Genomic DNA, 12,700 nt, shown 5'->3' with positions numbered 1-12,700 from the left:
GGCGGTGCCTGTCTTAAAACAAATGTGGGAGGCAATGCCTCCCACATAGATAACTGACAGGACAGTGATAAAACGATTATAAGATAAAACGGCTCAGATCTTCATCCGCTACCAGTTCATCCAGATGATTGCGCACATATTCGGCATCAATTGTAATGGATTGGCCGCTAATTTCACTCGCATCGTAGGAAATGTCCTCCATCAGACGCTCCAACACGGTGTGCAGACGGCGCGCACCAATGTTTTCAGTGCGCTCGTTAACCTGCCACGCTGCCTCGGCGATACGGCGGATGCCATCGGCGGTGAAATCGATGGAGACACCTTCTGTGGCCATGAGCGCCTTGTACTGTTCGCTCAGCGATGCGCTTGGCTCTGTCAGGATACGCTCAAAATCTTCAGTGGTCAGCGCTTGCAACTCTACGCGGATCGGCAGGCGGCCCTGTAGTTCCGGAATAAGGTCAGAAGGGCTAGCGGTCTGGAAGGCACCCGAAGCGATAAACAGAATGTGGTCGGTTTTTACCATGCCGTGCTTGGTAGACACCGTACACCCTTCAACCAATGGCAGCAGATCGCGTTGAACGCCTTCGCGAGAAACGTCCGGGCCAGAGCTCTGACCGCTACGTTTACAGATTTTGTCGATCTCGTCGATGAACACGATGCCATGTTGTTCAACGGCTTCGACAGCCTGCTCTTTCAGTTCTTCCGGGTTGACCAGTTTAGCGGCTTCTTCTTCTACCAGCAGCTTGAAGGCTTCTTTGATCTTCACTTTGCGTGGCTTCTGTTTCTGCCCCCCCAGGTTCTGGAACATCGATTGCAACTGGTTGGTCATCTCTTCCATGCCCGGAGGAGCCATGATTTCGACGCCAATCGGTGCACTTGCCAGATCGATCTCGATTTCTTTATCGTCTAGCTGACCTTCGCGCAGTTTCTTACGGAATGCCTGGCGGGCTGCAGAAGGCTCTTGCTGCTCTTCCGGTTGGCCCCAGTTATTCTTGGCTGGCGGGATCAACACATCGAGAATGCGTTCCTCTGCCATTTCTTCTGCGCGGGTACGGTTTTTCTCGATCGACTGTAAACGCACCATTTTCACGGCAGCATCTGTTAGATCGCGAATGATAGAGTCTACTTCTTTACCCACATAGCCCACTTCGGTGAATTTGGTGGCCTCTACCTTGATGAAAGGGGCATTGGCCAGTTTGGCCAGACGACGAGCGATCTCCGTTTTACCAACACCGGTTGGGCCGATCATCAGAATATTTTTTGGGGTTACTTCGTGACGCAGCATCTCGTTGAGCTGCATCCGGCGCCAGCGGTTGCGCAGGGCAATAGCGACAGCACGTTTGGCTTTGTTCTGGCCAATAATGTAGCTGTCCAGTTCACTGACGATCTCGCGCGGGGTCATTTCAGACATGGTATTCGATCCTTACGCTTTGGAAGGCAATTCTTCAATGGTGTGGAAATGGTTGGTGTAAATACAGATGTCACCCGCGATGCTGAGAGATTTCTCAACGATCTCACGGGCGCTCAATTCGGTATTTTCCAACAGCGCGCGCGCGGCAGACTGGGCATAAGGGCCACCGGAGCCTATCGCAATCAAATCATTTTCTGGCTGGACGACGTCACCGTTGCCGGTGATGATTAACGAGGCGTTTTCATCTGCCACCGCGAGAAGGGCTTCCAGCTTGCGTAGCATGCGGTCGGTACGCCAGTCTTTTGCCAGTTCAACGGCGGCTTTCACCAAATGGCCCTGGTGCATTTCCAACTTACGTTCGAACAGTTCGAACAGGGTGAAAGCATCAGCTGTACCCCCGGCGAAACCGGCAATCACTTTGTCGTTATAAAGGCGACGGACTTTCTTGACGTTGCCCTTCATTACCGTGTTGCCCAGTGTGGCCTGGCCATCGCCACCGATCACTACCTGGCCGTTGCGGCGTACGCTTACAATTGTTGTCACGAGCAGACCCTCGTTGCAGACGGAAAGAAGTCCCCGCAGTCTCTGAGGGTGCAGAGACTACGAGGCATATTGAGAGTATAGATGGGGGGAAATTAACGCTTTTCAACCCCCAACGGCGAGGGGAATGCAACTTGACATGCCGCTACCCTTCAGATTGGCCAGGGCTTTATTCGCTGCAGCACGGGAGCTGTATGGGCCCAGCATAACGCGGTTCCAGCCTCCACCAGAGGTGATGCGGCTTTCGATACCTTCAAATGCCAACTGTGCCCGCACGGATTCAGCCTGATCGGTAGCGCGGAACGAGCCGCATTGCACCATCCATTTCTGCTTCTGCTCAGGTTTGGCTTCCTGCTTGGCAATTTCCGGTTTCACTTCCTGCTTCGGTTCTGATTTAACTTCTTGTCTTATTTCAGGTTTTACTTCTGGTTTTGGCTTCTGTTCTGCTTGCCGGGTTGGCTCCGGCGAAGTAACAACCTGTGGTTTGGATTGCTGATGCTGAGGTTGTTGCGAAGCGGCACCATTATTGAACGGATTACGTGGTTGTGCTACCTGTTGCTGTGCTGGTGGCTGTTGTACTTGTTGCTGCTCTACCTGCGGTTGCGGTACTTGTTGTTGTAGCGGCGGCTGACGGCCTGCATTACGCGGCTGTGTGGGACTGTTATAAGGCACTTCAGACAGTTGCGTTGGACGCTGTTGCATATCGGCCTGCATTTGTTCCAGCAATTGGCGTTGCTCATTGGTCAACTGAGTCTTGGAGTTGAGCTCGCCCCCAGCCGTTGGCTCGGTTGGCGACTGAACGCCAATCTGGCGGTTCTCCAGCTCTTTGATATAACGCCAGCGTTCTTCCGGTTTCGGCGGTAGGCCGTTACCCGGACGCGTGTTGTGCGCGGGGATGACTGGTGCATCATCTGGTTTGTTGTGCGTAATGAAATAGAGGCCACCGATAAACACAACCAGAAGGGCAACGGCAAGCGCTACCACGGTTTTGGGTACTTTCGGAGAACTGCGTTTTTTACGGCTGGTGCTCTTGCGACGCGCTGCTCCTGAGCGCCCGCTGCCTACATAGTCTCTCTGTGCCACTGTAATTCCGCTGTGTCCTGATGAGTTAAAAGCCTATCCCGTACTGAATTCTATGTTGGGAGGCTATTTTTAGACCACTCCGCATCAGCTTATTGCCCACGATTCTTGTGCCTGGAGCTGTGCTGGCAAAATGGCCACAACAATAATTTTCACGCCTGCCTGATAGGCACTGGGTCAGTCATGTTACTTAACCCAAAATTATTTGACTAGCGTTTCGGGGCCGCAGTGCTACCCCTAATGATCAATTCGCTATCCAAAAGCCGCGATCCGCTGTTTACCATTTGCCCGTGTAGCTGCTCCAATAGCAGTAACATTGCTTGCTGACCAATCTGGAAGCGGGGCTGAGCCACCGTAGTTAAAGGTGGGTCACAGTACTGGGTCAACTTGATGTCGTCAAAACCTACAATGGAGAGATCCTGCGGGACACGGAAGCCCATTTTTTTAGCCTGGTATAGCACACCAATAGCCATGGTATCACTGTGACAAAAGACAGCGGTGGGCGGTTTCGGTAAGGCCATCAGCGACGCCAACGCTTCTGCCCCTGCTTCATAGGTGAAATCACCACGGGTAATATAGCTACTCTCAACGTCAATGCCATTGCGGCGTAAGGCCTGAATATACCCCTGCAGCCGGTAATGGCTGAGCGGCATATTTTCCGGCCCAGCCACACAGGCTATTCGCTTGTGACCAAGTTGATGCAGATAATTAACGGCTTCAAATGCAGCGGTCAGATTGTCGATGTGAACCGTGGGTAGCTCCAGTTCTGGTGCAAATTCGTTGGCCATTACCATGGGGGGCAGGTTGCGTTGTTCTTCCTTGCTGGCGTCGAAAGGCAGATTTGAACCGAGCAGTAGCATGCCGTCAATTTGCTTGGTGATGATCAGATTGACGAAGGTACGTTCCTGCTGGTTTTGCTGAGCGCAGTCACCGATTAGCACCAGATAGCCATGTTTCGCGGCGGTCTGCTCGATCCCCTGGATCACGTCGGCAAAGAAGGGATCGCAGATGTTCGGGACGATCACCAGAATGGTGCGAGATTCATTACGCTTGATATTCCGTGACAAGGCATGGGGTGAGTAGCCCACGGCCAGTACGGCCTGTTCCACTTTCTGGCGTGTTGGTGTTGACACCTTCTCTGGGTTCATGAGTGCACGCGACACGGTTGCCGTTGAAACGCCGGCCATTTCGGCAACGTCTTTCATGGTTGCCATGGATAATTCTTTCTTGTGTTCCAACGCCTTTCTCCTTGCGTCAGCCCCATGCTAACGCGGCTACTTCAGTTTGCTCACAAATTCTGGCGTGTGGTGGTGTAATAATTTTTTTAGCGCCATCCACGTTCAAACATTCTGTTACTTAATCGAAAATGCCTGCGCAGACATTCTAAACAGATTACGGTTCGCTTTTGTTACCTAATTTGCATAAAAAGTGTGATGTTAGAAGGTTTTTTCGTATCCGCTCGCAAAACCAGGGGTAAACGTTTGCACACTCAGCCCTGAATCAGGTTTTCTCGGTCTAGCTATCGATAGGATCGACGTCCAATGTCCATTTCACTTTACGCGCCTGCGGCAAGGTACCAATCAATGGCAATGTGCTCTTCATCAACTGTTGCAGGAGACGCCGCGAAGGATGTTGCAATAACAATTGCCAACGGAACCGGCCACTGCGTTTTGGCTGTAATGCCGGGACCGGCCCCATAACCCACAGTGAGTCATCTTTTAGTGGGCTTGCCTCTAACAGATTGCGCAGTTGTTGTAGGAACAACGGGGCTTGCTGGTTATCGTGGTCTTCCGAACGCAAGATAATGTGGCTGGTATAGGGCGGCAGGAATACGCTGTTGCGCTCCGCCAGCGTTTGCTTGGCGAAGGCATCGTAACCTTGCTGCAGCAGGATCTGGAGTAATGGGTGTTCCGGATGGTGGGTTTGCAGCAGGACTTCTCCCTGTTTGCCTGCGCGCCCGGCACGGCCAGAGACCTGAGTATAAAGTTGAGCGAAACGCTCAGCAGAACGAAAGTCGGCCGAGAACAGGGCACCATCAACATCCAGCAGTGCGACCAGTGTCACGTTCGGGAAATGGTGGCCTTTTGCCAACATTTGCGTGCCGATCAGGATCCGTGGGCCGCCGCGGTGAATATCAGCCAGGTGCTGCTCCAGTGAGCCTTTACGGCTAGTGGTATCGCGGTCGATACGGGTGATGGCGGTTTCTGGAAACAGAGGCGCGAGTTCGTTTTCCAACTGTTCGGTCCCCACGCCAATGGAAACAAGATGTGTCGAACCGCACTGCGGGCACTGGTATGGCACCTGGCGTTGGCTGTCGCAGTGGTGGCAGCGCAACTGCCGCTGATTCTGATGGAACGTATAGTAGTGATCGCAGCGTTGGCACTCGGCGATCCACCCGCATTCATGGCAGAGCAGAGCCGGTGCGTATCCCCGTCGATTCAGAAACAACATCACCTGATTGCCGTTTTTAAGGTGATGCTGCATGCTTTTCAACAATGGTTGAGAGAGCCCGACCTTCAGCGGTAACCCTTTCAGATCGATCAGGTGCTGATTTGCCGGTTTGGCATTACCTGCTCGTTGGGTCAGTTTGAGCTGGCGATATTTACCCAACTGCACGTTATGCAGCGTTTCCAGCGCTGGAGTGGCGGACCCCATAACCATTGGGATATCTTCTGCGTGAGCGCGAAAGACCGCCAAATCGCGGGCGTGATAACGCCAACCCTCTTGCTGCTTATAAGAGCTGTCGTGTTCTTCGTCGATAATGATCACGCCCAGGCGTGAGAAGGGGGTAAACAGTGCCGAGCGTGTACCGATCACAATTGCGGCCTCGCCACTGCGGGCACGCAGCCAAACGGCAAGCCGCTCGCTATCGTTAAGGCCAGAGTGCAGAACCTCTACCGGGGCATTGAAGCGTTCACGAAAGCGGGCAATGGTCTGAGGGGTTAAACCGATCTCTGGCACCAGCACTAGGGCTTGTTTACCTTTCGCCAGGATGTTTTCCAGGACGCTGAGATAAACTTCCGTTTTTCCTGAACCGGTGACACCGGCCAGTAGCCAGGCGGCGAAACTGTCGTCCTCGCTGCGAATCGCGCCCACTGCCGTAGCCTGTTCGGTATTGAGCCTCAGGCGCTCACCAAGGACTTCAAAGCCTGGCCGCCAGTCCTGTGCTGCTACTGCTTGCGCACTCAGTTCACTCAATCCTTTGGCGCGTAATGCTTGCAATGCGCTTTCGGTCAGGTCTAGTTCGCCGATCTGATGGCGATACAGCGGGCGTTGCAGCAGGGCCGCCAGTGCCTGTTGCTGCTTTGGCGCGCGTTTCAGGCTCTCCAGTGGGGTGGCGCGCCCCTGCTCGGTGGCAAACCACTGCCAGAGCGGTGCGGCTTCAGCGGGCTTTCCCTGCCGCAGCAGAATCGGCAAGGCGTGAAAGAGCACTTCACCAATCGGGTAATGATAGTATTCGCTGGCCCACTGCAGGATACGCCATAGGCTGGTGGAAAATAGCGATTGGTTATCCAGTAAGCCTTCGACGGGTTTGAGCTTTGCCAAGGGCAGTTCACTGGTCTCACTGCAACCGGTGATGATACCTATTGCCCGCTGCTTTCCCCAAGGCACACTGACGCGCGCGCCGATAACCGGCTGCAGGTCTTCTGGCAGCAGATAATCGAAGGTACGGGCGAGGGGAACCGGCAAAGCGACGTGTACAACAGGCATGTGGCTATCCAGATGGAAAAAGATGTGGGCTAGTTTACACTGCCGGCCGCCAAATGTGCTGATCCGATTGCGCAGTGTATTTTATTCTGTATAATTTGCCGCCTTTGGTATAATTCCATATCAAAATCGATCATCAACCACGTGTGGTGTCTGGCGGAATAGGGCTGGATAGCGACACGGCCTTAACAGAGGTTTCCCATGAAACAAGGTATCCACCCAAAATACGAAGAAGTTACTGCTAACTGCTCTTGCGGTAACGTGATCAAAATCCGCTCTACTGTGGGCCATGATCTGAACCTGGACGTTTGTGGCGAATGCCACCCGTTCTACACTGGCAAGCAGCGTGATGTTGCTACCGGTGGCCGCGTTGACCGCTTCAACAAGCGTTTCAGCGTACCAGGCACTAAGAAATAAGATTTCTTACTGTCAGATGAAAAAGCCGCAAACGCGGCTTTTTTCTTTTTCTGCGATCCACAAACCACCTGCTCTAAGGGCGGTTTATGGCTTCCGCCACCTGAGCTTAGCCGATGGCGGCGGTATCAATATTCCCAAGTGTCGGGATCAACACCCAATTCACGCATCAGCACTTTCGCGGCTTCCGGGATTTCATCATTGCGTTCTTTGCGCAGATCTTCATCGTTCGGCAGCGGTTGGCCGGTAAAGGCATGCAGAAATGCTTCGCACAGCAGTTCACTGTTGGTAGCGTGGCGCAGGTTATTTACCTGGCGACGAGTGCGTTCATCAGTCAGGATTTTCAGCACCTTCAGCGGAATGGATACCGTGATTTTTTTTACTTGCTCGCTTTTTTTACCGTGTTCAGCGTAAGGGCTGACATACTCGCCGTTCCACTCAGCCATGGGATACCTTAAAATTTGTCAGAAAATTTACAACATTCTAAAAACCGGCTAATTATGCCCGATCTTCACTGTTCTCACTAAATAAATGTCAATCTTACGCGACAAGGGTCACCGAATCCGGTTTATTAATAGGCATAGCCTATACATATCGGGGTAACATCTTATTGTGATAACAAACCGCTACAATTTTAGCGGGTATTGTCTCTTTGCTCAATCTATACGCAAAGAAGTTTAGATGTCCAGATGTATTGACGTCCATTTGCTCTGCGGTTAATCTTTAAACCCAATCTTCCCACTTTCCGAGAGCTGAGCCATCCCATGACGCGTAAACCAGCCACGATTGCCGTACGTAGCGGCCTGAATGACGACGAACAGTACGGTTGTGTCGTCCCGCCGATCCACCTTTCCAGTACCTATAATTTCACCGACTTCAACCAGCCCCGTGCTCACGATTACTCACGCCGCGGAAACCCGACGCGAGATGTGGTGCAACGTGCGTTGGCGGAGTTGGAAGGGGGAGCGGGGGCGGTGATGACCGGGAGTGGGATGTCTGCAATCCATCTGGTGACAACGGTTTTTCTAAAACCAGGCGATCTGCTGGTGGCGCCTCATGACTGTTACGGCGGCAGCTATCGTCTTTTCGATAGCCTGAGCAAGCGCGGGGCGTATCGTGTGCTGTTCGTTGATCAGGGTAATGAAGCTGCCTTGCAACAGGCATTGGCGCAAAAGCCGAAACTGGTATTGATTGAAAGCCCAAGCAATCCACTGCTGCGGGTAGTGGATATCGCGGCGATCTGTGAAGCGGCACATGAGGTCGGTGCGCTGACCGTCGTGGACAACACATTCCTGAGCCCGGCGCTGCAGCAACCGATTGAACTGGGCGCCGATTTGGTTGTGCATTCCTGTACCAAATACCTTAATGGCCATTCCGATGTGGTTGCTGGGGCGGTGATCGCCAAAGATAAAGATCTGGCCGTCGAACTGGCATGGTGGGCGAACAATATCGGTGTTACTGGCGGTGCGTTCGACAGCTATTTGCTCTTGCGAGGCATGCGTACCCTGTCACCGCGTATCAAGGCAGCGCAACATAATGCCGAGGCCATTGTCAGTTATTTACGGCAGCAACCGCTGGTCAAAAAGCTGTATCATCCTTCCCTGCCAGAGAACCCAGGCCATGAGATTGCCTGCCGTCAGCAGCGCGGTTTCGGCGCTATGCTCAGCTTTGAGCTGGACGGTGATGAAGCGCTGTTGCGCCGTTTTCTGTCCGCACTGGAACTGTTCACTCTGGCGGAATCATTGGGTGGTGTTGAAAGCCTGATCTCCCATGCGGCGACCATGACCCATGCCGGCATGGCGCCTGAGGCACGAGCTGCGGCGGGTATTTCCGAAAGTTTACTGCGTATTTCCGTGGGAATTGAAGACAGCGAAGATTTGATTGCCGATCTGGAACAAGCCTTCCAGGCGGCGGCAACGAGGTAAGCATGAATGCAATTGCGTTAGCAGGGCCGGTGAGTGGGCGTCAACTACACAAATTTGGTGGCAGTAGTCTGGCAGATGTGAAGTGTTATCTGCGGGTTGCCGGGATAATGGCCGAATATAGCCAGCCAGGTGACATGATGGTGGTCTCTGCGGCTGGCAGTACCACTAACCAATTGATCAACTGGCTCAAACTCAGCCAGAGCGATCGCCTTTCCGCGCATCAGGTGCAACAGACTCTGCGCCGTTATCATAGTGAACTGATTGGTGGGCTGTTACCACCAGAAACGGCGGAACCGCTGATTGCCGAATTTATCCGCGATCTTGAACGTTTGGCAGGATTGCTGGACGGCAAGGTGGATGATGTGGTCTATGCCGAAGTGGTGGGCCACGGTGAAATCTGGTCAGCACGGCTGATGGCGGCAGTGCTCAATAAACTGGATATGCAGGCAGCATGGCTGGATGCGCGTGATTTTCTACGCGCTGAGCGTGCTGCACAGCCACAGGTAGACGAAGGCCGTTCGTACCCGTTATTGCAGCAGTTGCTAGTGCAACACCCAGGCAAACGCCTGGTGGTGACGGGTTTCATTTCGCGCAACGACCACGGTGAAACCGTGTTGTTAGGGCGTAATGGTAGTGACTATTCGGCAACCCAGATTGGGGCATTGGCGGGTGTGGCACGGGTTACTATCTGGAGTGACGTTGCGGGTGTCTACAGTGCCGATCCACGTAAAGTGAAAGATGCCTGCCTATTACCTCTGTTACGTCTGGATGAAGCCAGCGAGCTTGCGCGTCTGGCGGCACCGGTTCTGCATACCCGTACACTGCAGCCTGTGTCTGGCAGCGATATCGATTTGCAGCTGCGTTGTAGTTACCAGCCGGAACAAGGCTCTACGCGTATCGAACGTGTACTGGCTTCCGGCACCGGTGCCAAAATTGTGACCAGCCACGATGAGGTTTGCCTGATCGAGTTCAGTGTGGCATCACAGCATGACTTTAAACTGGCGCAGAAAGAATTGGAGCTGGTTCTAAAGCGTGCACAGATCAAGCCGCTAGCTGTCGGTGTTCATCCTGACCGTAACCTGATCCAACTGTGCTATACCGCTGAAATCGTGGGTAGCGTTCTGCGTATTCTGCAGGAGACGGTGCTTCCCGGTACATTGCAATTGCGCGAAGGGTTGGCACTAGTGGCGTTGGTGGGGGCCGGCGTGTGCAAGAATCCATTACATAGCCACCGTTTCTACCAGCAACTGAAGGGGCAACCCGTCGAATTCATCTGGCAGGCGGAAGATGGCATCAGTATGGTGGCGGTATTGCGTCAGGGGCCAACCGGTTTGCTGATCCAGGGTTTACACCAGACACTGTTCCGTGCAGAGAAACGTATCGGTCTGGTGCTGTTTGGTAAAGGGAATATCGGTTCACGTTGGCTGGAATTGTTTGCGCGTGAGCAGAAAAATATCTCAGCGCGCAGCGGTTTTGAATTTACTTTGGCAGGAGTGGTGGACAGCCGCCGCAGTTTGCTGGATTGCGAGGGGCTGGACGCTAGCCGTGCGTTGGCATTCTTCGAGGAAGAGGCCAAGGAGCTGGACGAAGAGTCGCTGTACCTGTGGATGCGAGCGCATCCGTTTGACGATCTGGTGGTGCTCGACGTTACTGCCAGCCAAGATCTGGCGCAACAGTATCTGGATTTTGCCAGCTATGGTTTCCATGTGATCAGTGCCAACAAACTGGCTGGCGCTTCGGGCAGCAATAATTACCGCCAGATCCGCGATGCGTTTGCCAAGACGGGGCGTCACTGGCTGTATAACGCTACGGTAGGTGCCGGGTTGCCGGTAAACCATGCCGTACGCGATCTGCGTGACAGTGGCGACAGTATCCTGGCGCTGAGCGGGATTTTCTCTGGCACCCTGTCATGGCTATTCCTGCAGTTTGATGGCACCGTGCCATTTACCGAGTTGGTTGAGCAGGCTTGGCAACAAGGGCTGACTGAACCAGACCCTCGCGTTGACCTGTCTGGGCAAGACGTGATGCGCAAGCTGGTGATCCTGGCGCGTGAGGCTGGTTATGACATTGAACCTAATCAGGTGCGCGTTGAATCATTAGTTCCTGTGGGTGCAGAGGAAGGCTCTATCGATCAATTCTTCGAGAACGGCGATGCGCTTAATCAGCAAATGTCGCAACGTTTTGAGGCGGCGAACGAGATGGGACTGGTGTTGCGCCATGTGGCACGCTTTGATGCGAATGGTAAAGCACGGGTTGGTGTTGAGGCCGTGCGGCCTGAACATCCCTTGGCCTCGTTGTTGCCCGGCGATAACGTGTTTGCGATTGAAAGCCGTTGGTATCGTGACAACCCGTTGGTGATCCGTGGGCCGGGTGCCGGGCGTGATGTGACGGCTGGAGCTATTCAGTCTGATCTTAACCGTTTGGCGCAGTTGCTTTAGCTTTTCCAGGGCGCGGTGTATGTCCGCGCCCTTTCGCTGCCTGCGATCATGAAATTCTCTCATGCTGTTTGAGGATTACTCATCGTATTCCCCTCACTTTCCTGTTGACTCTTTAGGCTATATACGGCATTTTCTATGTGTATCTAGACGTCTAAACGTATAGACGCTTAATAGAATAAAATAAAACAGTGATCGATAAGAGGCGGACAGGGTATGAGTTTTTTTCACGCAAACCAGCGGGAAGCGCTGAATCAGAGTCTGGCAGAGATAAGCGGCCAGATTAATGTGTCGTTCGAGTTTTTCCCGCCGCGTACCAGCGAGATGGAAGATACCCTGTGGCAGTCAATTGACCGGCTGAGCAGCCTCAAGCCCAAGTTTGTTTCCGTCACTTACGGTGCAAACTCAGGCGAACGCGACCGCACTCATAGCATTATCAAAGGCATTAAGGACCGTACCGGTCTGGATGCTGCACCGCATCTGACCTGTATTGATGCCAGCCCGGCACAACTGCGTGATATTGCTACCGACTACTGGAATAGCGGGATCCGTCATATCGTCGCTCTGCGCGGCGATTTGCCACCGGGCGGAGGCAAACCGGATATGTATGCTGCCGATCTGGTTACTCTGCTGAAAGACGTCGGTGATTTTGATATCTCCGTTGCAGCCTATCCGGAAGTTCATCCCGAAGCGAAGAGTGCTCAGGCCGATTTGATCAACCTGAAGCGTAAAATCGATGCCGGTGCCAACCGTGCCATCACCCAGTTTTTCTTCGACGTAGAGAGCTATCTGCGCTTTCGTGACCGTTGCGTATCCACGGGTATCGATGTAGAAATCGTGCCTGGCATTCTGCCGGTATCCAACTTCAAGCAGTTACAGCGTTTTGCCACTATGACCAACGTGCGTGTACCGAGCTGGATGAGTAGCATGTTTGCCGGTTTGGATGACGATGCGGAAACCCGCAAGATGGTCGGCGCCAACATTGCCATGGACATGGTGAAGATCCTGAGCCGTGAAGGCGTTAAGGATTTCCACTTCTACACGTTGAACCGTGCGGAAATGAGTTACGCCATTTGCCATACTTTGGGTGTGCGGCCAGCGGTGATATAACACCTTGATTAACGGAAAAAGCGCTGTGTTGTCACGGCGCTTTTTTAATTTCAGGCAGGTATAAAAAAGCACCGCGA

10 protein-coding genes are annotated in these 12,700 nt (G+C 53.3%); 4 read left to right on the top strand and 6 right to left on the bottom strand.

The genetic code is table 11. The features are described 5' to 3' along the window. Window positions 1–76: 76 nt before the first annotated feature. The 5 genes from hslU to priA form a co-directional block, all read right to left on the bottom strand. A complete protein-coding gene (gene hslU, locus SAQUA_RS23775; RefSeq protein WP_380674296.1) occupies window positions 77–1,411 on the bottom strand; it encodes an HslU--HslV peptidase ATPase subunit in 1,335 nt (444 codons plus the stop codon). Window positions 1,412–1,423: 12 nt separating this feature from the next. Beyond that, a complete protein-coding gene (gene hslV, locus SAQUA_RS23770; RefSeq protein WP_037404291.1) occupies window positions 1,424–1,954 on the bottom strand; it encodes an ATP-dependent protease subunit HslV in 531 nt (176 codons plus the stop codon). A gap of 102 nt (window positions 1,955–2,056) precedes the next feature. Next, the gene (ftsN, locus tag SAQUA_RS23765; RefSeq protein ID WP_380674298.1) at window positions 2,057–3,034 is read right to left on the bottom strand and encodes a cell division protein FtsN; all 978 of its coding nucleotides are present in this window, start codon (window positions 3,032–3,034) and stop codon (window positions 2,057–2,059) included. Between the two features lie 206 nt (window positions 3,035–3,240). Then, window positions 3,241–4,269 (bottom strand): DNA-binding transcriptional regulator CytR, encoded by a 1,029-nt coding sequence (gene cytR, locus SAQUA_RS23760; protein WP_380674300.1) that lies wholly within the window; start codon window positions 4,267–4,269, stop codon window positions 3,241–3,243. Window positions 4,270–4,546: 277 nt separating this feature from the next. Continuing rightward, window positions 4,547–6,742 carry a primosomal protein N' gene (gene priA / locus SAQUA_RS23755; RefSeq protein ID WP_380674302.1) on the bottom strand — a complete coding sequence of 732 codons (2,196 nt, stop codon included), beginning with the start codon at window positions 6,740–6,742 and terminating at the stop codon, window positions 4,547–4,549. 198 nt (window positions 6,743–6,940) lie between these two features. Between priA and rpmE the strand changes: the two genes are divergently transcribed. Beyond that, on the top strand, window positions 6,941–7,156 hold the full coding sequence (gene rpmE / locus SAQUA_RS23750) for a 50S ribosomal protein L31 (RefSeq protein ID WP_317693811.1): 216 nt from the start codon (window positions 6,941–6,943) through the stop codon (window positions 7,154–7,156). 125 nt (window positions 7,157–7,281) lie between these two features. Here the strand turns inward: rpmE and metJ are convergent, their stop codons facing one another. Then, window positions 7,282–7,599 (bottom strand): met regulon transcriptional regulator MetJ, encoded by a 318-nt coding sequence (metJ, locus tag SAQUA_RS23745; RefSeq protein WP_004956495.1) that lies wholly within the window; start codon window positions 7,597–7,599, stop codon window positions 7,282–7,284. A gap of 318 nt (window positions 7,600–7,917) precedes the next feature. Here metJ and metB point away from each other — a divergent pair, with 318 nt between their 5' ends. The 3 genes from metB to metF all read left to right on the top strand — a co-directional run bounded on the left by metB (window position 7,918) and on the right by metF (window position 12,623). Continuing rightward, window positions 7,918–9,078 carry a cystathionine gamma-synthase gene (gene metB / locus SAQUA_RS23740; RefSeq protein ID WP_380674305.1) on the top strand — a complete coding sequence of 387 codons (1,161 nt, stop codon included), beginning with the start codon at window positions 7,918–7,920 and terminating at the stop codon, window positions 9,076–9,078. A gap of 2 nt (window positions 9,079–9,080) precedes the next feature. After that, the gene (locus SAQUA_RS23735; protein WP_380674307.1) at window positions 9,081–11,516 is read left to right on the top strand and encodes a bifunctional aspartate kinase/homoserine dehydrogenase II; all 2,436 of its coding nucleotides are present in this window, start codon (window positions 9,081–9,083) and stop codon (window positions 11,514–11,516) included. A gap of 213 nt (window positions 11,517–11,729) precedes the next feature. After that, window positions 11,730–12,623: a methylenetetrahydrofolate reductase gene (gene metF, locus SAQUA_RS23730; protein WP_380674309.1), complete on the top strand. Its 894-nt coding sequence runs from the start codon at window positions 11,730–11,732 to the stop codon at window positions 12,621–12,623. Window positions 12,624–12,700: the final 77 nt, after the last annotated feature.

The organism is Serratia aquatilis (assembly GCF_044865145.1).
Classification (GTDB): Bacteria; Pseudomonadota; Gammaproteobacteria; order Enterobacterales; family Enterobacteriaceae; genus Chania; species Chania aquatilis.
This window is presented reverse-complemented; position numbering and strand designations above follow the sequence as displayed.